A 19,582-nucleotide genomic window follows, 5' to 3' on the forward strand; every position below is an offset into this window, starting at 1 on the left:
GGTAACGGTCCCTCTAGGCGGGGCGGTCGCTCGCGCGGTTCTTCCCGTCGCCGTCCAAGCGCTCGACGCGCTCGACCGTCTCGTCCGCCTCCCCCGTCTCCGGCGGGTACGAGACGGTCCGCTGCGGGTACGGGATGGAGATCCCGGCGTCGGCGAACCGGTCCTGGATCAGCTCGACGGCGCTGGCCTTCGAGCGCCACCGGGCCTGGGGCGTCGGGGGGTCGATCCAGAAGCGGAGGTCGAGCAGGATCGCGGAGTCGCCGAAGCCGGAGGGGATGACGTACGGCTTCGGGTTGTTGGCGACCGTGTCGATCTCCGTCAGGACCTCCTCCGCGATCTCGCTGGCGTCGTCGGGGTCGTCGTCGTAGCCGATGCCGACCTCCATGTGGATGCGGAGCCGCCCCTCGCGGCTCCGGTTGGTGATCGCCTGGTTGGTGACGAGGTCGTTCGGGACGACGACGTACTCGCCGTCGAAGTTCCGCATGTGGGTGTTCATGATCGTGATCTCGGTGACGAACCCCTCCTGGTCGCCGATCTCGACCCAGTCGCCGATCTCGAAGGGGCGGGCGAACATCAGCACGAAGCCGGCGATGAGCGAGCCGAGGGTCTGCCTGGCCGCCATCCCGAGCACGATCCCCAAGAAGCCCGCCCCGACGAGCAGGCCGCCGAGGTTGACGCCCCAGATGCCGAGGACGGTGACGCCGGCGATCACGAGCAGGCCGACCTGCATGATCCGGGTGAGGAGCTGCTCCTGGTGGGCCGTGATGCGGTCGCTGTCGTCGGAGAGGTCGGCGACGTACTCCTCTAACACGTCGCTCGCGACGTAGGCGCCGCCGAGGAGGAGCGCCGAGAGGACGGCTCGCCCGGCGACCGTCGCGGCGTTCTCCGCGACGGGGAGCACCGCGACGACGACCGCGAACCGCCCCCACAGCGTCAGCACGGCGACGGCGGCGAGCGCGAACAGCGCGAGCTGGAGCAGGCCGACGAGCAGCCGTAAGCCGAACGAGACGGGTACCGCCTCGCGGAGCGTCTCGACGGAGGACTCCCCGCGCCCGTCGAGGAAGCGCTCGAGCCATCCCGTAACGACCCGCTCGCCGGCGCGGACGATTCGGGGGAGAAGCAGCCATCCGATCAACGCCGTCAGGAGGAGGATGCCGACCGTCACGGCGAGGCGGGCCTCCGTGGTCACGACGCCACCCAGCGTCGCGTCGATCCGGGGGCCGAGCTGTGTGGTCACTTCCTGCGTCTTCGTCGTCGGCTTTAAAAATGCACCCCTACAGCTATCGATTCGGAGAACCGGCTCCGGGCGGGGGTGTCGGTCTCAGCGCCCGCGCCGGAGCTCCTCGATCAGCCGTTCGATGAGCGCCGACTGCCGGTCGAGCCGCTCGGACTGCTGTTCGACGGTGTGACGCAGCTCCGCGACCTCGGTCGCGAGGTCCTCGCCCTCGACGCCCGCGGTCTCGAACGGCGACCCGTCGAAGCCGTCGTCGGTCGGCGCCGCGCCCTCTCGCGCGGCGGGCTCGTCGGAGTCGGCCGGCGCGGCCCCGTCGGACGGGGCGGTCCCCTCCGCGGGCGGCTCCCCGGCGGTGTCGCTCGCGAAGTCGGCCCCGTCTCCCGGGTCGACGTCGACCGCCGATTCCTCGGCCGGGCTCTCGGCCAGCGGGTCGGTGTCGACCGCGCGACCGGCGACGGCGTCGTCGCTCGCGCTCCCGGCGGTCTCGCCCAGCGGGTCGGGACCGTCACCGGAGTCGGCGTCGTCGACGGGATCGGCGTCGTCTCCGGGTCCGACACCGTCGACCTCGTTCGCGGACGCGCCCGCGAGGTCGTCATCCGCGGTGCCCGTCGCGGCGGTCGGCTCGGCGTCGCCGACCCCCGCCGAGAGGGGGTCCGCCGCCGCGTCCGCGTCGCTCTCGGCGTCCGTCCCCGGCTCGGCGTTCGTCCCCGGCCCGGCGTCGGCTCGCGTCCCGGCCGTCGCCTCCGCTTCGGCCTCCGCGTCGGCGACGGGCGAGGCGGAGAGGGGATCGGGCCCCTCGCCGAAGTCGGTCGCGCCGTCGGCGTCCGCGTCGGCGTCGGGCTCCTCGTCGTCGGCGACGGCGACGCGGAACTCCTCGAGGCTGTCGACGCCGTGGTAGGCGCAGACGGCGTCGACGAGGGTCTCGCGGAGCGCGCGCGCGGACTCGTTGGGGGCCTTGAAGCGCTCGGAGCGGCCGCCGTGGGCGAGCACGACCGCGGTCGCGACCGTCCCCTCCTCGAAGTCGAGGTCGGTGAGGTCGGCGAACGGGAACTCCTCGAACTCCTCGTCCCAGACGGCGGAGCCGACGTGTTTGACCAGTCGGTCGCTGGTGACGACGAGGGTGAGCTCCGAGAAGCGGAAGGTGCGGAGGACCGACTCGCCGGGGTCGGTGACGCCGGTCGCCGAGAGGACGCCGGCGAGGATCGGGTGGAGCGCCTCGTCGGCGCGCTTCGCCGGCAGCGAGAGGGTCTCGTCGCCATCGAGGCCGTAGCCGAGGGTGAGTTTCGCCTTGCGGCGGCCCGTCGAGACCGCGATGCGCTCGACGTCGTGGGAGTACTCCGCGACCGACTCGTCCGACAGCAGCCCGTCGCCGCGATAGACGAGCGTCCGCGTCGGCGTCACCGCGAGCCGGTCGTCTCCCCCAAGCGAGACCGCGGCGACGACGTCCTCGTCGCCGACGGTCTCCGCGAGCAGGTCGGGAAGGCTCATACCCCGGAATTTTCCCCGTCCCGCATAAATCCGCGGGGTCCGATTCTCGGATCGGTCACCTCGGGCACCGCCGCTGCCGGCGCCCCCGTCGCCGCCCTCTGTCACCGCCTCACATCCCTCCGACGGATGGGAAGCTTAAAGGGTCTCATCGCGGTACGAGAAGGTGAGGCCGGGTGGCTTAGCTGGACATAGCGCCGCACTCATAGGGTTCGGAGATTCGGTGCGGTGACGCCTTGGAAGCGTCCGCGTCCTTCCCGTGGCTCCGCCGAGCCTCGGACCTGGGACATGCGGAGATCGTGGGTTCGGAGCCCACCCCGGCCACTCTCTCGGTTCGGTACAACGGCCAGCCGCGCCGTTGCCTTCCGAGCGCGCTTTCGAGGAAAAGTCGACGACGGAGTGACAACAACTGAGGTAAGCCGTAGTTATATATTATTTAATTGTCCTTTGTCAGACGCTGAAGCGTCCATGGACGTGTCGCCGTGACAGCGCAGTTCAGCGGTCGCTTCAGCGTTGCTTTGTTTCTCCTGAGCGTACGCGCGCTAAGAACTGCACCCCGCGATTTTGTCTCGATAGCGATATTTATACCAGTTCGCGACTCGCCGCGATCCCCGCTCAATCGCTGATCGGCCGTCTCAGGCCCCGACGAGCCATTGTGATGGGTTCACACGCCCTACACACCACACAAAGTATTTATAGCGAACGGTGTATGTTCTGCTTGCAACCCCTACCCAAATGGCTGCAGTACTGAGTACCATGAACCGAGTCCGGTCGCACTTTGATGATCCTGTTGGCGGCGACGAAGATCGGGCGTCAGGTGAGGGGAAAGCTGCTGTGGTCGACGCAGACAACACACAATGACAAACGACAATAATACACGCAAGAAGGCCAACGCGGTCTTCTTCGCGGCGGTCATGGTCATCTCCATGGTTGCGGCCGGTTTCGCTGCTGCGCCGGCTGCTGCTGTCGAAAGTAATGACACTGTTACTTTCGATGATCAGTTCCTTGGAGACGACGGAAATGTAACGGTTACTGTGAACAATGACACTAATGACCCTGCAGATCTCAACGGTTCTGTCCTCATCACATACACTGATGATGATGGTGACCTTGTGCTAGCAGGCGCTCAGAATGTGACCATTGACGATGGTTCAGCGACGGCAACCGTCGAGGTTGAAGTTGCTGATGACGGCGGGTTCCCCGGCGATCACACAGCCCACCTGTCCACAGACACAACTGACGAAATTGAGGAAGACTTCGGCGATAACATTGCCGCCGCCGATGCCAATCAAGTCGATGATGACAGTGCTTACGTCGGCACCAAAGGCGACGCTCCGCTGACCACCGGAGGGACGTACTGGCAGGGTCAGGAACTCGGATTCAACGTCTCCGAGGATGTTGACGCTGTCCAGATCCGGACCGTTGATACCAGTAGCGACCCCGACTCTGTTGGAGGGCTCGTTGACGAATTCTCGCTAGAGGGATCCGCTGACAGCTTCGGAGTTGTCGACACTGGCAGCCTTGACGCAGACGAGTACGTCGTCGTCAACGCCAGCAACACCTCTGAAGTGATTTCGTTCAATAACGGAAACTCCTCGGGCACTAGCACCAGCACCGACGGGAGCTTCGAGGTCGCGACCCAGAGTCTCAGTACCGAGTTCGTTGATGACTCGGTTGAGAGCGGTGAGCAGACCGAGCTCGATGTTGACTCCAACCGTGCAAACTACGACGTTGTCGTCACTTCCGACGGCAACCTCGATGACGATGAGCTGGAGAGCATCTTCGACACGAGCGACTTCGGTGGTGTCTCCGGCGTCGGCGACGACGACGAGATCACTGTCACTGTCGACTCTGACGGAGAACTCACGACGGACTTCTCCGGCATTGATGAGGGTGAGTACGAGTTCACCTTTGAGGTGGACGACTCTACCGCCGAATCCACGGCCTCGATCAACGTGACCGAGGGCGGCGAGGGTGAGCTTAATCTCGATCAGGGTGCGATCAGCACCCCGCAGGGTGACGTCGTGAACGTCACCGTCGAACTCGACCAGACCGAGACCGGCACCGTCGTGATCGGTGACGAGGAAGACGACGGCTACCAGGCCAACATCAGCGTCGTGGACGACGATGAGGACGGTCAGGTCAGCCTCCTGTTCAACACGTACACTGCTGGCCAGAGCACTAGCGCGGATGTTGTCACCCTCGCAGACAGCTCCGAAGACGATGAATTCACCCTCCAGGGTCAGAGCACCACGTCACTCGGTGAGCTCCTGGACACGGGTGACTACGATATCTCCGTGAGTGCCGAAACGATCTCCGGGAACGACGCCAGCGTCGCGCTCGGTAATGAAAGCGACGTCGGGACGCTCACCATCTCGGAGCGCTCGACCGGCGAGATGGTCCTTTGGCGCACCACTGACGACGTCCGTGACGATGTCGTGGAAGCGCAGGACGATGACGGCGACGATGCCGCTGTTGAAGCGATCAACGGCGGCGTCGAATCCGGCGTTGTGACCCAGACGGACGAGGTCGCGCTCGGTGCCGACAGTGACAGCGACGTGCTTGTCCACCAGATCACTGCGAGTGGTCTCCAGGGTGCGCTCGACGCACAGGGCGAGAACGGCAATGCTGAGGCGCTGTACGCGCTTCTCAACCAGGGCAGCACTGCTACTGAAGATACCGACGCCAACGCGGCAAGCCTCATCTTCGAAGAGCAGAACCCTGGCGCGAACCAGGAAGCCAACGAGATCAACATCTCCGAGGACATCGACGACGCTAGCGAATTCGCGAATGCCGCAAACGTCGTCTACGACGAGGCGAACGACAACTACTACGTCTTCCTCGACCTCGACACGCTGAACAGTGCGCTTAGCGACAATGGCAACACTGACGGCATCGAGGACGGAGACGTGTACAATGCCGACTTCAGCGTTCAGGACCCGCTCCTGACTAGCGCTGAGGCCGACGACGACGAAGACGACGTCGAAGCAGCGTACGAGTCTGCGAACGCGAGCTTCGACGCTGTCGAAGCTGAGGGTGACTTCAACGGCGACCCGGTTCAGGTCGCCAACGCGGAGAACCAGACGATTACCGGCACGATGAACGTCGCGCCCGGTACTGAGTTCTCTGTCCGCGCTCGCAGCGACGAGGACTCGGCTACGAGCTTCGTCAAGAACGCCGAGGACGTTACTGTCCAGCCGGACGGCACGTTCACGGCGACGCTCGACTTCAGCGAGCAGGAAGTCAACGACACGTTCACCACGACGACCCGTAACTCCCCGCTCGACGAAGAGCTGGAAGTTGACGGCGAAGTCGTCGAAGCGGTCGGCGAACCCGCGGTCTTCGAGGTCTCGGGCCTCGAGCCCGCTGAAGCAACTGCGACGGCTGGTGACTCGGTCACGGTTTCGGCCACGATCGAGAACACCGGCGGTCAGCAGGACACCAAGTCTGTCGCGCTCACGCTTGACGGCGAGGAGCTCGACAGTCAGGATGTCACGCTCGAAGCTGGCGGCAGCTCCACCGTCGAGTTCACGGCCGACACGTCCGGCCTCGACGCTGGTGACTACGAGCACGGCATCTCGACGCCTGACGACGAAGCGACCGGCACGCTGACCATCGAAGCCGCTGACGACGGCGGCGACGACGGCGGCGATGACGGTGGCGACGGCGACGACGGTGGCGACGGCGACGACGGCGCTGACGGCGGCGACGACGGCGGCGACGGAGACGACGGTGGCGACGGCGGCACCGACGACTCCACGCCCGGCTTCGGCGCTCTCGTGGCCCTCGTGGCCCTCATCGCGGCTGCGCTCCTCGCTACGCGGCGTAACGAGTAACGCAGCAGCGACACTCCAAGCTCGCTGACCATCGGCCCTCGCGGGCCGACCCCTTGCGGCACTTCTTTATCGGACTCGACCGCCCAGCGACGGCTAGCGGCGTCGCACGGTCGAAACGCCTACGGCCCCCGACCGCCTCGGCGACGGTATGCAAGCGCGTGACCTGATGGAGACCGAGGTGCAGACGGTCGCCCCCGACGACGACGTCGCCGACGCGTTCAAGAAGTTCGCTCGCTACGAGTTCAGCGGCTTCCCCGTCGTCGACGACGAGGACCGCGTGGTCGGCGTCGTCACCGAGTCGGACCTCGTCGACCTCTTCGAGCCCGACGACGAGACGCTGTGGATCCCGATCGGGCTCCCCCCGTTCGTCGACACGCTCACGTATCAGGTGAAGGCGCCGTGGGGCGACCTCGATCTGGGCGTGGACATGGTCCGGAACGCCGACCGCCCGATCTCCGACGTGATGAGCACCGACGTGGCGACGGTCACACCCGACGCCTCGGTCGACGAGGTGCTCGACCTGCTCGTCGGCGACGACCCCGACATCAATCGGGTTCCGGTCGTGGACGACGACGGGCGGATCGTCGGGATCATCGCCCGGCAGGACGTCATCCGAGCGTTCAGGGACAAGCGACTGGCGTAGCCGGTCTCTCGACGTGAGAACGCTCTCCCGGGTTGATGTTCGAACCGCACGTATCGACGCGTATGAGCGACTCATCTCAGCAGATCGCGACGTTCGACGCCCGCACCGAATTAGAGGAGGGGACCCGAGTCCGCGCGGCGACCCGCCACTTCGAGTTCGCCATCGACGAGCCGGAATCGCTCGGCGGCACCGACGCGGGCCCCAATCCGGTCGAGTACCTGCTCGGCTCGCTGGGCGGCTGTCTGAGCATCGTCGGTCGCCTCGTCGCGGACGAGATGGAGCTCGAAATCGCCGAACTGACCGTCGACCTCGAGGGGGACCTCGACCCCGCGAAGTTCCAGGGCGCCGACGTCGACTCGCGCGCCGGCTTCCGGGAGATCCGCGCGTCGGTTCGGGCGGAGCTCCGATCGCGAGACGGCGATCCCGTCGACGATGACACCCGCGACGAGTGGCTCGCTCGCGTCGAGCAGCGATGTCCGGTAAGCGACAACCTCGGCGGCGAGACGCCGATAGCGCTCGATCTGTCCTAACTCGCCGCGTCGGCCGTCACGGGTCCACCCGCACCAGCCACGCCTCGGGATCGTCGAGCTCGGACGCGGTCGGGAGGTTCTCGGGGCGCTCCCAGACGGCGCCCGCGGCCTCGATCCCCCGCGCGTCGGCGACGTGTCGGAAGAAGGCGGCGCCCCGCTCGTACTGCCTGCGCTTCATCCCCAGTCCGAGCAGTCGCTGGGCGAGCTGGCGGATCGGCCCGCCGCCCCCGCGGCGCTCGTCGAGCTTGCGCCGCAGGTCGGCGTACTCGTCGTCGAACGCGCGGTCCATCAACACCTCCGCGTACCCCTCGACCGCCGTCATCGCCGCCTGTAGCTCCGCGAACGCCTCCGTGTCGAGCCCGCCGATCGTCACCTCGCCGGCGGTGAGTCCCTCAACGCCGCGCTCGACGCGCGACTCGAGGTACTCGGGGAGCCACGGCGCCGCGCCGAACTCGGCCGCGTGCGTCACCTCGTGGAAGGCGATCCACCGGCGGAATCGCGGGTAGTCGACGTCGAGCGACGCCGCGACGCGCACGATGTTCGGGTGGACGAAGTAGAGCCCGTGCTCCGCGTCCGGCTCGTCCGCGAGCAGCAGGGGGTCGTACTGCCCGAGCACGTTCCGCGCGAGGAAGCCGAGCGCGAACGCCATCGTCCCGGTGTTGGCGATCCGCGAGACGTCCCGCGAGAACGCGGCGACCGGGCCGTCGGGTCCGCCGAACCCGTCGGGTCCGCCAGTTCCACCGGGACCGCCGTGGCTCCCTCGCCCCCCGCCGAACGGGTCCGGCACCCGGTCGAGCGGGCCTTCGCTCGTCCAGTCGCCACCGGTCGCCGGTTCGTCGGGGGCGCCTTCCGATCCCGCTTGCCCGGCCGCCGCCGCCTCGATCGGCGCCATCACGTTCCGGAACGTGTCGACGCTCGCGTCGATCCAGTGGTGGCGGTTCTGCACCTCGATCTCGTCGGGGACGTCGAACGAGATCCCCGCGACCTCGCCGAGCCGCGTGCGGGCGTCCCGGACGTCGGTGGCGTACCCCTCGCGCTCGCCCGACGTGAGCGCGACCGATCCGGGGTCCGTGCTCGCCTTCGCGGCCGCCGCGGCCCGGTCCCAGTCGACGACGCCCGTGCCGGACGCCTCGGAGACCGCGCGCAGGCTTCGGAGGATGTCCATACGAAGGAGACGGGTGCGCGACTCAAATCGCTTGCGTCGGTTCGGTCAGCCGACGCCGGCGAGCGTCCCTTCGTCCCGCGGCGAGCGCTCGCGTCCGTCCGTCACTCGTCCTCTGCGATGACCGAGGGGACCTCGTCGTCGCCGCGGAGCTTCGCGACGCCGACCGCGACCGCGACGAGCGCGGCCAGTGCGAGCAGGAGCCCGGCGACCGAGCGCGCCGAAACCCCGCCGTCGGACTCGCCGTCGGTGGCGTCGTCGTCCGCCTGCGCTTCTCCTTCCGAGTCGGCCGTCAAGGCGGACTCGTCGTCCGTACCGAACAGTTCGAACGGGCCGATCTCGATGTCGCCGTCGCCGAGATGGAGCTCCACCAGCGTGAATGACGAATCAGACATATCTCGTCGTTCGCACGGCAACGATTTATGCGTGCCGGCGACGCCCCCGACGGCGCGGTCGCGGACGGGGACCCCTGACGGACCCGCGGACCGGCGCTTTCTTGCTCGCTCCGGCGCCACTCGCGTGCATGCACGAGAGCGGCCGGACGTTCCTCGACGACCTGCTCGCGACCGCCAGCCCCTCCGGGTTCGAGACCCCGAGCCAGCGGGTCTGGGCCGACTACGTCCGCGGGTTCGCGGACGACGTCTCCGTCGACGCCTACGGCAACGCCGTCGCGGTCCACGAGGGCGATCCCGACGCGCCGACGGTCGCTCTGGCAGGCCACGCCGACGAAATCGGCTTTATCGTCCGCGACGTGCTCGACGACGGATTCCTCCGAATCTCCCGGATCGGGGGCTCCGACCGCACCGTCTCGAAGGGCCAGCACGTCACGGTCCACGCCGACGAGCCAGTTCAGGGCGTGATCGGCCAGACCGCGATCCACCTGCGGGACCCGTCGGACGAGGAGTACGAGGAGATCGCCGGACAGTTCGTCGACATCGGCGCGACCGACTCCGGAGAGGCCCGCGAGCACGTCGAGGTCGGCGACCCCGTCACCTTCTCGACCGACCGCGAGGAGCTTGTCGGCGACCGGATCGCCGCCCGCGGGATCGACAACCGAACGGGGACGTGGGCGGCCGCCGAGGGACTCCGCCGCGCGGCCGAGCACGACGTCGAGGCGACCGTGTACGCCGTCTCGACCGTGCAAGAGGAGGTCGGCCTCCGGGGCGCCCGGATGGTCGGCGTCGACCTCGACGACGTGGACGCGTTCGTCGCCGTCGACGTCACCCACGCCACCGACAACCCCGACGTCGACCGCGAACGTCAGGGACCGATCGAGCTCGGCGCCGGCCCGGTGATCGGCCGGGGGAGCGCGAACCACCCGTCGCTCGTCGCCCTCGCGCGCGAGGCGGCCGAGGACGCCGACGTCGACGTCCAGCTGCAGGCGGCGGGCTCGCGGACCGGCACCGACGCCGACGCCTTCTACACCGCGCGCGGCGGCGTCCCGTCGCTCAACGTCGCGATCCCGAACCGGTACATGCACACGCCCGTGGAAGTGGTCGATCTCGGCGACCTCGACGCGGTCGCCGACCTGCTCGCCGCCGTCGCCGACGGTGCGACCGAGGCGGCCCCGTTCGCCGTCGACGTCTGAGCGTCGCGTCGGCCAAGATTTGCGCCCGTTCGCCTCGCCGCCGTCGGGGAAAAACCGGGCCACGCTAAACCGGGACACGGCGCGGTCGAAACGGAACTGTTTTACAATATCCTGCCGTATCCGAAAATGCGTCGAAGAGACGTGCGCTCTGGTAGTGTAGTCCGGCCAATCATATTGCCCTCTCGAGGCAATGACCGGGGTTCAAATCCCCGCCGGAGCATCCTTCGGTCTTCCCACTTCTAACGGCGGTTCTCGGCGATATTAAGTTAAGAACGAGCCGGTCGGTGTTCCGAATGGTCTACGTCCGAATCCAACCGCCTCAACGGTTCTACTGAATGGGTAGACTTGGAGTTGGGGAGCGAGAACGGACATCCCATGAGAGATCGAAGCCGGTATTCAGTTCCACCTTGCTGTAATATCACTTCTAAATACAAAACAGTACTTTGAGAGGTCGGGTGTCGATCGAAGTCGAACAGCAATCCACAACTGAATTCAAAAGGCCGACCTACAGCCAGCTGACGGCGCGAGGTCGAATCGCGTTGCGGTCGATGGCACCGCGATTCAGATCGACTCAGACGGGATCTGGCCGTATGCCACCGTAGATTCCCGTACAAATGAAATTCTCTACTTTGACTCTTCTACCGTTCAAAAGCAGCAATTTAACCCGGTATTTCTCCGCGATCTCAGAGAGAAACACCGTGTTGGGAATGCGCTGTTTCTTGTTGACGCTGGCGGACGTCTCACAGCTGCGCTCTCACGAATCTCGCTCCGATTTCAAATCTCCCGCCACGGAAATATAAATGCTGTCTGACGTGTCTTTGGAAAATTAAAACGCAGAAATTATTTATTTTCAAATGTGTTTGAAAACGCGTATCTGACGACAGTGGAATCATCGCTCCGAGCCTTCGCCGTCTGCTGGAACCGACGCTCAAATTAACATGACCGACTGACGGCGGTCGCGTTCCGGATAATTCCGAAACGGAATATAGACGCGGGTCAGACCGTCAGGTTCCGTGGTCGATGTCTGCTGCTGTTCGACGGTACGTCTCGTCGAGCGTCGGGCCGCCGAGTGCGGTGTACAGTTCGATGAGGTCCGTGACGTCACTGAGGCAGTAATCTTCGAGGAGTCGCGTGAGTTCTCGGTGGACGCTCGTGGCTTCGATGCCGGCGGTGACGTTGTCCACGTATCGTTCGCCGAGCACCTGCCCGACGTGCTTGCCTTGGACGCCGCTCTCGTCGATCTCTGAGAGGTACGTGGCTGGGAACTCGTAGTCGTCGTACCAGACGCTGTCGTTGTCTATTCCCGAGAGTTGGTACGCTTTCCAGTCGGGGAGGATGTGCTGGTCGTCCCAGAGTTCGTCGGCATACTCGTCGGCTGCGGCGAGCGCGACGTCGACATGGTTTTCGAACAACGCTTCGGTGCGTGCGAGGAACTCGCGGGTTGTCGTGGCGTCTATCTCGTGAGCCCATGCGAGGAGGTGTGTTCCGTCGAACCACGTGCCGTTGTAGGTGAGGAGCCGGTCGATAGATCGGTCGTCACACCAGTCGAACAGTCGTTCGTACAGGTCGATCGTGTAGGCGTCGTCCCAGTTCCCGCGGCGGAACAGCACCTCCGTCTCTGGCGGTTCGTCTACGTCGTCAGCGTACGCGAGACTGACAGCGAACCACTCGTAGTGCTCCGTGTCGTTCGTGTGTTCGGGCGGTTCTTCGAACGGACTCGCGGTTTCGATGTCGAGGACGAGCGTCCCCATGTTAGGAGAGCTCTCCCCGAACGATCACATTGAGATTCCCGGTTTGCGTCGCCATGAACACGCCTGAGTGGCTGTCAAAATAAGCATTATTTTCTAATTGAGGTGCTCCGACGCCATCCGGGTGCGCTAGCCGCCACTCGCTTTGAAGACTGCATCGTTGACGCCAATTTACCCCGGTGGGTTCACGTGGTGGTACAGCTGGAATCGGATTGAGAGCGACTCCTGATTTCTCGACATTTTTTGGCCGTCACAGCCCGGTCGTTGTATCGGTGACGGTGCGGGGTCGAGTGGTGAGTGAGGGTGGTTGACAAACTTTTAACCGGTGTCGCGGGTTTCGTGTGGTGTGTCAGTTCCCCGTGCGAAATCGCCGTCTCGGCTCTATCGTGACGTCCGGTCGTACGATCGGGTGATTACGCCTGACGGGCCGCTTGCGAGTGCGCTGAACCGGCAGCTCGATCGGACGCATCTCGGGCCGTTCGCGATTCCACCGCGGCGGTTGGCGGCCGGTCGGCGGCAGGAGTCCGAGGACCGCTTGGCGTTCCTCGATATCATCTCCGCAGAGGACCTGTCGTGGAAGCGGTGTGCGTACGCGGTCGGGAACATCCTGCAGTGCTGGGAACACCGAGGGTCGCACGACGCAATCCTGGAGTACGACGCGTACGCTGATGCGACGACTGAACGCGCCGTCGAGCGGATCGCGGAGCTTGACACGGCGTCGATGAGGCTGACGACCGAGACCATCGACCCGGAGTTGGACGTCGTCGTCGTCGAGCCGGCGATGCTCACGCAGCTCGAACGGTCGTATTTGCCCGCCGAGTACGACACGGTCAGTCTGTTCACCGACGCGGCGTTCGACGTGCCGCCGTTCCGCATCCACGATTCACCGACGGCGATCGTGGAGGCGGTCGTCGACTCCGTGGCTGAGGGGACCGCTGAGAGCGTCGGGATTGTCCTCGATCAGGAAAGCGAGTACTCGCCGCTCATCGAGTCGGCGCTCGAGTCGGCTGACATCCCGTTTTTCGGCGGGCCCGGGTTCACGGACCGCAGCGACCACCGGTTGTTCCTCCAGTTTCTCCGAACGGCGTTCCGCGGGACCGAGACGCGGGTCGGTGAGGTCCGGTCGTTGCTGACGGCCGTCGGGTATGATGTCGGTGAGCGTGACGCGGAGAAACGACTGCACGAACTCGACGACGACGGCGTGTCGTGGTTGATCGAGGTGTGTCACGACATCGGGTCGTACGCGTTCGCCGACGCGCTCTCGGTGTTCGAACGCCGTACCGGCGGGTCGCTCGACGCGTTCCGTGCGGAGTTGGAGACGCTCGGGCTCGCGGAGGAGGCCGTGACGGAGGCGCGGCTGGACGAGCTGGCGTTCTACTTGCAGACGTACGAGGTGCCCGTCGATCGGGAGAACGAGGGAGTGTTGCTCGCGGATGCGAAATCCGCGTCGTACGTGGGACGCGAGGTCGTGTTCCACCTCGGGCTCGACGAGCGGTGGACGCATGCCGCGCCGCGTCGACCGTGGGTGGATCGGGACGCGCAGTTCACGCGGAATCTGAAGAGCTTCCAACTACTGCTTCAGAGCGGGTCGCAACAGCACTACCTCGTGCAGGACGCGGCCGGCGGGTCGCCGGTCACGCCGTGTCTGTACTTCGAGGAGCTGCTGGACGCGGAGTTCGATCGGTTCGCCGACCTGCCGTCGACGACGCATCACACCGCGTCCGCACCGCGGGGCGACGCCGGATTCGACAAGGAGCCGGTCGAGGCGTCGTCTGAGCCGGTCGAGACGATCAGTAAGTCGAGTCTGAACACGCACGCGAATTCGCCGCGAGAGTATTATTTCAGCCGCGTGGTCGACGGTCCGGAGAAGGCGTATCTCACAGAGGGGACGCTGCTGCACGATTTCGCGGAGTTCTACGTGAACCACCCGGACGTCGTCGACGACGCGGCGCTCACCGAGGTCGTCGAGCTGATGATCGATGCGGTGCGGCCGTTGGTCCGGGGTGTCGACGAGGCGACGCGCCGCACCGAGTACCGGGCGAGTCTGGAGACGATCGTCTCGTATCTGGATGCGAACCCGCCGACCGACGGGGCGTTTCTCACGCCGTCGAGCGGGGGTGAGAACGCGGTCGCCGCGCAGTTCGACACGGACGTGGCGTCACCGGTGACCGAACGCCGGTTCGTCGACGAGGAACTGGGGATGAACGGGATGATCGACCTCGTCCAGTCGGAACGCGCGTTGCTCGATTACAAGAGCGGGAGCAAGCGCAGCGCGAACGCGATCGTGAAACACGCCGCGTTCGACGAGCCGACCGACGAGCCCGATTTCCAGGCGGCGCTGTATCTCACGTACTGGCGGACGCAGGCCCCCGACGAACGACTCTCGTTCACGTTCTTCTACGTCACCGAACTCGTCGACGACGTGATCACCGGCGACGCCGACGTGACGGAGGCGGTGACGACAGTGCCGTACTACCCGGAGTCGGTGACGGAGCACGTGCGTCGAGAGGCGTTCTTCGAGCATCTGCGCGAAGCGGGAGCGAACAAGTGCCAGAAGGTCCTCTCGAAGATCGCGTATCCGACGTACGACGCGTTGTTCGACGCCGCGTCGCTCGTCGAAACGACCGACAGCGACGAACTCATCGAGTCCGAGTTCGGCCAAACGATGATCGAGCGGCTGAAAGCCGAGATTGGCGACTACAAGTACGTGACGACGGGGAGCGAGCAGGCGATGCGGGCGATCGCCGACCGGCAGCGGTCGGCGTTTTTCGAACCCGATCTCGACGCGTTCGAGTCGTTCGTCGACGAGCAGCTGGCGGCGGTGAATCGGCGGCGGACGGGCGCGGAGCGGTTCCCGATCGAGGGGCTCGCCGGGGAGCCGAACTACCGGCGCGTAGATAACCGGGACCTGTTGTTGGAGGGAGACCGATGAGCGGTGTGACGCCGAATCCGGAGCAAAGAGACCTCATCGAGGCGACCGACGGGTTGTACCTCGTCGACGCTGGCGCGGGGACCGGGAAGACGTTCACCGTGACGCGGCGGTACGCGAACATCGTCGCGCAGGACGGCGTCGCGCCGGACGACGTGTTGTTGGTGACGTTCACGAACAACGCGGCCGAGGAGATGCGCGACCGGATCGTCCGGCAAACGACGTACGGATTGCGTGAGTTGTCGAACGCACCGATCCAGACGTTCCACTCGCTGGCGCACGACATCCTCGATGAGCACGGACACGACGCGCCGACGCATCTCGGGGTCGACGAGACGATCACCGGGTCGACGCGGATCGTCGAAGACGAGATCATCGAGGAGGCGTTGTTCCGCGAGTTCACCGGGCAGTTCACCAACGCGCACCCGGAGTACGACGCGTTCCTCGCGGCGCTGTCGGAGCCGGCGGAGCTGCTGGACCTGATCAAGGAGCTGTCGGCGAAGGGCGTGTTCCCGACGGCTGACGGCTGGTACCGCGACGGCGAGTCACATCTCGACGGTGAGTTCGAGGCGTTCCAGTCGCTGTTCGCCGAGCTGAACGAGCCGCGGAACGACGGGGGCAAGCAGTCGAGGCTGCGGTCGAAGCTGTATCGGTACGGACAAGACAAAACGTACCTGCCGGACGCCCCGGACAAATCGGAGATACGCGGCGACGGCAAACATGTCCCGGAAAGCGTCGCCGCCCGGGCGTTCGAGGCGGACAGAACCGAGCTCAAACGGTTCGTGCACGCCGTGTATCACTCGTATCTCTCGTTCGCGTTGCGGCGGAACTACCTGAACTTCGGGTTCCTCCAGCTGTTCGCGTTCGTGCTTTTATGCGAGGATCACGGCCTGCGAGAGGACCTCGGGTTCGAGTACGTGATGGTCGACGAGTTCCAGGACTCCAGCGAAATCCAGTTCAAACTCATGCTGTTGCTGGCCGGCACGAACAACGTCTGCGTGGTCGGTGACTGGAAGCAGAGCATCTACGGCTTCCAGTACGCCGACGTCGACAACATCCGCGAGTTCGGCGACCGCCTCGATCGGTTCGCGGCGGCGTTGAACCGCGACGCGGACCGCGTCACGTTCCCGACGACGCCGATCGAGGAGAAGCGACTGACGCGGAACTACCGGTCGACGCAGTCGATCCTGGACTTCTCGACGCGCGCGCTGACGGCCACCGCCACGAAACGCGAGTCGCTCGATGAGGAGGCGATCGCGGAGGCGGTGACGCCGCTCGACGCCGACACGGACCGCGACGACACGCGCATCGAAGCGCTCACCAGCGCCGACGAACACGAGGCGATCCTGGCGAAAGTCGACGCGGTCGTCGGGAACGACGCGTACGCCGTCGAAGGCGACGACGGTGAGCCCCGTGCTCCGCAGTACGGCGATATCGCCGTGTTGACGCGGACGCGTGCGTTCGGTCGTGAACTGCTCGACACGGCCGACGCGTACGAGCTCCCGATGGCGTATGAAGGCGGGATGGAGGTGTTCCGGACCGACGCGGCGAAACTCGTGTTGGCGTGGCTCCGGATCCTCGAACGCGACGCCGACCGCGGCTGGGCGCTCGCGTTAGAAGACGCGGGGTACACGATCGACGAGGCGAACGCGGTCATCGACCGCGAGGCGTATCCGGACGCGATGGTGGCGTTCCGAGACGAGCTTCGTGAGTTGGAGACGGTCGGCGGCGTCGCACGCCGCGTGTTCGATCGGTACGACCGGGACGGCCCGACCGCGGACGTCGTGCTCGACGCGATCCAGTCGGTCCACGGCACGACCACGTTCACCCGCGGCGAACTAATCCGATTCATCGAGCGAGCGATCGCGGACGGCAGCACGCACGAGGTCGACGCCGGGGCCGGGACGGACGTGGTGACCGTCCAGACGATTCACGCGACGAAGGGGCTCGAATACCCGATCGTTATCCTGGCGAATATGAACGCGAACGCGTTCCCGTCGACCGGCGGGAGCGCGGGCACGATCGCGTACACCGACCCGATCGGGCTCCGACAACGGAAGGTGTTCTCAGACGCCGCCCACGGCGTTCCGTACGTCTACGACGACTGGCGGACGGACGTGCTGAACGCGTGTCTCCCGCAGGACTACGACGAGGAACGCCGACTCCTCTACGTCGCCATCACGCGCGCCGAAAGCCACGTCATTTTCACGAGCGGCACCGACCCGAACGCGTTCCTCGACGCGCTTCCGGTCGCCGTCGAGGCCGTCGACCCGGACCTGTCGGGGTTCGAGCCGCCGGCGCGTGACCACTCGCCGTTCACGGCTGACATCCCGGCGACTGACGGGCCGACGAACTTCTCGCCGCACACGTTCATCGACGATTCGGTGTTCGAAGGGGATACCGGCGGTCGCGGCGTGGAGTTCGGGTCCGCGGTCCACGACTTCGCGGAACGGTACGCACTCGGCGAGCCAGTCGAAGCGGACAACCCGGACGAACGACACGTGAAGGCACTGCTTGACTCGCTCGACGGGGAGACACTGGCGGAGATCGACGCGTTCCTCCCGGTGACTGTCGACGGGGACACCGCGTCGATCGGCGGGATCATCGACGTACTCCACGTAACACCCGACCGCGTCGACATCATCGACTACAAGACGGACCGGACGACCCGAGCAGAAGACGAGTACCGGAAGCAACTCAGCATCTACTACCACGTCGTCGCCGACCAGTACCCGGACCGATCAGTTACTGCGTCGATCTTTTATACGGACGACGGTGACCGCCGTGAGATCGACCCGCTAAGTAAATCCGAACTCAAAGACCTCGTGCGAGCACACCAAGCGTAACTGTCTCCCGGGTTCGGCTGGTCGTCGACGAAAATCAGGAGGGTCGCGCCGCGTCGCCCGCCGGAGATGTCGTTGTTGACGTTGTCGGCGTACATGATGACGAGGTAGGAATGTTGTAACCCCCTCATGACGGCGCCTCCCCGAGTAGAGTCGTCAAAACGAGGTCCGATATCTCTCTAGTTCTCTTCAGCTGAGGTCGAGACGGTGCTGAAGAATTCGTTTCGATATACGACCAGTTGTCACGACCTATATCAAAATACAGCCCGAACGGTGCGGGTACTGTTTAGGCAACTCGAGTGGGAGGGACTTGACCCCGAGGCGGTTCACGCTAGATCCAGTATCTCTCGTGGATTCTCGTAAACGACTCGACGGACGTCCTCGCGATCGACGCCGAGACGGAGCAGGTCGAGCATCGTCCGCTTCATCACGAACGGGTCGTTGTCCATCGCGCCGATGAGGTCGGTGTCGACGACGATCCGGTCGCTACCGTGCGCGTCGATCGCTGCGGCAATATCGCGGGCATCAATCCCTCGGAGCCACGGTGCACTGACGCTGTACGCGAGGTAACACCCCGTATTTTCCAACACGAAGTCCCGGACGCTCTGACCGGCGTGATCGATCACGAGTTGCTCCTCGGACAATCCCACTTCGTCGGCGAGTGCGAGGTCGATTTCAACGGCCTCCGATTTCGGGTCGTCCGAAGATAACAGCGGGTCCGTGAAATTGCGGTTTCCTTCCTCGTAGCTCTGGACATGTCGCGGGTCAACATCGCCTTTGCTCGACCCCGGCGTGTGGACCAGCACCGGAAGTCCCGTGTCGCGTGCGACGCGAAACTGCTCGCGGACGACTTCTTTTTGATCCTCCAACGGCCAAGAGACGGTGTGTTGTGTCGACTCGATCCCTGTTTCACCGATGGCGATCACCCTCTCGTCCTTACAATACTCGGGGAGCACGGAGACGAGTTCGTCGGCGTTCTCGACTCGAGACCACGTGTGAATCCCGACGGCAACGTATTGATCGTAGAAGTGCCGGTGATCGAACGCGGCGGCCCGCCGAAGTGCGTCATCCCACAGAAACCGGACATCATCGGAACTCACTGGCCGATACGGTGCCCAATAGTACCCCGCCGCTATCGCGACCGCCGCCTGTCCGCCGCTCAGATCGAACTTCTCGCGGTCATTCCACGTCAACGACTGCGTGTGCTGGTGAATGTCGACCCACGGGATGTCGACCGGATCCGGTGCTGCCCCTGCTTCCGGCGAGTCGCCTATCGGTCGTTTCGACGGTCCACTCATCGGTATCGCCACTCGGGACGCTCAAACTGTCTGGGCTTGTCTCGCTCACTCTGCTGATATGTCGACGTAGGGTTGCGCCTCTTCTCATCGAGATGGTGTGCGCGTGTTGGTGAGCCTCGGATCCCGCTCTGTGCTCCGTTCTCGATCTGGCCGATATTTTTTGTCATGTGTTAACATAACTGACCCCGCCAACGGCTTAACAGTTTGCTGAAAGCAGCGTCTCGTGGTTATGCGAATTTGGCTCTGTTGGAATCCTCGACTAGTGATAGGTTTTAGCAGTCCCGCT

General features: G+C 65.1%; 12 protein-coding genes and 2 tRNA genes. 8 read left to right on the forward strand and 6 right to left on the reverse strand.

The annotated features are described in order from the left end of the window. Positions 1–13: 13 nt before the first annotated feature. On the reverse strand, positions 14–1,237 hold the full coding sequence (locus tag B4V04_RS11850) for a mechanosensitive ion channel family protein (RefSeq protein WP_498231864.1): 1,224 nt from the start codon (positions 1,235–1,237) through the stop codon (positions 14–16). Positions 1,238–1,321: 84 nt separating this feature from the next. Continuing rightward, complete coding sequence (locus B4V04_RS11855; RefSeq protein ID WP_498231866.1) at positions 1,322–2,722, reverse strand: DUF7115 domain-containing protein; 1,401 nt, start codon at positions 2,720–2,722, stop codon at positions 1,322–1,324. A gap of 167 nt (positions 2,723–2,889) precedes the next feature. Here B4V04_RS11855 and B4V04_RS11860 point away from each other — a divergent pair. From B4V04_RS11860 to B4V04_RS11875, 4 genes are all read left to right on the forward strand, one after another. After that, positions 2,890–3,043 (forward strand) — tRNA-Met (locus B4V04_RS11860). Between the two features lie 533 nt (positions 3,044–3,576). Next, entirely contained in the window at positions 3,577–6,555 is a 2,979-nt protein-coding gene (locus B4V04_RS11865) for a DUF7827 domain-containing protein (RefSeq protein ID WP_498231868.1), read from the forward strand. A gap of 148 nt (positions 6,556–6,703) precedes the next feature. Further along, complete coding sequence (locus B4V04_RS11870) at positions 6,704–7,198, forward strand: CBS domain-containing protein (RefSeq protein WP_498231870.1); 495 nt, start codon at positions 6,704–6,706, stop codon at positions 7,196–7,198. A gap of 62 nt (positions 7,199–7,260) precedes the next feature. Further along, positions 7,261–7,728 (forward strand): OsmC family protein, encoded by a 468-nt coding sequence (locus B4V04_RS11875; RefSeq protein WP_498231872.1) that lies wholly within the window; start codon positions 7,261–7,263, stop codon positions 7,726–7,728. 16 nt (positions 7,729–7,744) lie between these two features. Here the strand turns inward: B4V04_RS11875 and B4V04_RS11880 are convergent, their stop codons facing one another. Then, positions 7,745–8,893, reverse strand: coding sequence for a zinc-dependent metalloprotease (locus tag B4V04_RS11880; RefSeq protein WP_498231874.1), 1,149 nt, complete (start codon positions 8,891–8,893; stop codon positions 7,745–7,747). 101 nt (positions 8,894–8,994) lie between these two features. After that, positions 8,995–9,285, reverse strand: coding sequence for a hypothetical protein (locus B4V04_RS11885; RefSeq protein WP_498231876.1), 291 nt, complete (start codon positions 9,283–9,285; stop codon positions 8,995–8,997). Positions 9,286–9,413: 128 nt separating this feature from the next. Here B4V04_RS11885 and B4V04_RS11890 point away from each other — a divergent pair, with 128 nt between their 5' ends. Together B4V04_RS11890 and B4V04_RS11895 are read left to right on the forward strand one after the other, a co-directional pair. Further along, complete coding sequence (locus B4V04_RS11890; RefSeq protein ID WP_498231878.1) at positions 9,414–10,478, forward strand: M20/M25/M40 family metallo-hydrolase; 1,065 nt, start codon at positions 9,414–9,416, stop codon at positions 10,476–10,478. Positions 10,479–10,623: 145 nt separating this feature from the next. Then, positions 10,624–10,698: transfer RNA gene (locus tag B4V04_RS11895), tRNA-Glu, on the forward strand. 784 nt (positions 10,699–11,482) lie between these two features. On the opposite strand, the gene B4V04_RS11900 is transcribed toward B4V04_RS11895, so the two are convergent. After that, on the reverse strand, positions 11,483–12,229 hold the full coding sequence (locus B4V04_RS11900; protein ID WP_498231880.1) for a hypothetical protein: 747 nt from the start codon (positions 12,227–12,229) through the stop codon (positions 11,483–11,485). A 343-nt stretch (positions 12,230–12,572) separates the two neighbouring features. Between B4V04_RS11900 and B4V04_RS11905 the strand changes: the two genes are divergently transcribed. Together B4V04_RS11905 and B4V04_RS11910 are read left to right on the forward strand one after the other, a co-directional pair. Then, positions 12,573–15,158 (forward strand): PD-(D/E)XK nuclease family protein, encoded by a 2,586-nt coding sequence (locus B4V04_RS11905; protein ID WP_498231882.1) that lies wholly within the window; start codon positions 12,573–12,575, stop codon positions 15,156–15,158. After that, complete coding sequence (locus B4V04_RS11910; RefSeq protein ID WP_498231884.1) at positions 15,155–18,001, forward strand: UvrD-helicase domain-containing protein; 2,847 nt, start codon at positions 15,155–15,157, stop codon at positions 17,999–18,001. The genes B4V04_RS11905 and B4V04_RS11910 overlap by 4 nt, the downstream gene beginning before the upstream one ends. 323 nt (positions 18,002–18,324) lie before the next feature. Here B4V04_RS11910 and B4V04_RS11915 read toward each other — a convergent pair whose 3' ends face one another. Then, positions 18,325–19,296: a TatD family hydrolase gene (locus tag B4V04_RS11915; protein ID WP_498231886.1), complete on the reverse strand. Its 972-nt coding sequence runs from the start codon at positions 19,294–19,296 to the stop codon at positions 18,325–18,327. Positions 19,297–19,582 lie beyond the last annotated feature (286 nt).

The organism is Halorubrum sp. B52 (assembly GCF_059752555.1).

Bases quoted from the DNA above. Each gene is read 5' to 3' on its own strand.
- B4V04_RS11855 (WP_498231866.1), bottom strand. From the start codon at position 2,722: ATGAGCCTTCCCGACCTGCTCGCGGAGACCGTCGGCGACGAGGACGTC.
- B4V04_RS11865 (WP_498231868.1), top strand. From the start codon at position 3,577: ATGACAAACGACAATAATACACGCAAGAAGGCCAACGCGGTCTTCTTC.
- B4V04_RS11915 (WP_498231886.1), bottom strand. From the start codon at position 19,296: ATGAGTGGACCGTCGAAACGACCGATAGGCGACTCGCCGGAAGCAGGG.
- B4V04_RS11900 (WP_498231880.1), bottom strand. From the start codon at position 12,229: ATGGGGACGCTCGTCCTCGACATCGAAACCGCGAGTCCGTTCGAAGAA.
- B4V04_RS11870 (WP_498231870.1), top strand. From the start codon at position 6,704: ATGCAAGCGCGTGACCTGATGGAGACCGAGGTGCAGACGGTCGCCCCC.
- B4V04_RS11910 (WP_498231884.1), top strand. From the start codon at position 15,155: ATGAGCGGTGTGACGCCGAATCCGGAGCAAAGAGACCTCATCGAGGCG.
- B4V04_RS11875 (WP_498231872.1), top strand. From the start codon at position 7,261: ATGAGCGACTCATCTCAGCAGATCGCGACGTTCGACGCCCGCACCGAA.
- B4V04_RS11885 (WP_498231876.1), bottom strand. From the start codon at position 9,285: ATGTCTGATTCGTCATTCACGCTGGTGGAGCTCCATCTCGGCGACGGC.
- B4V04_RS11890 (WP_498231878.1), top strand. From the start codon at position 9,414: ATGCACGAGAGCGGCCGGACGTTCCTCGACGACCTGCTCGCGACCGCC.
- B4V04_RS11880 (WP_498231874.1), bottom strand. From the start codon at position 8,893: ATGGACATCCTCCGAAGCCTGCGCGCGGTCTCCGAGGCGTCCGGCACG.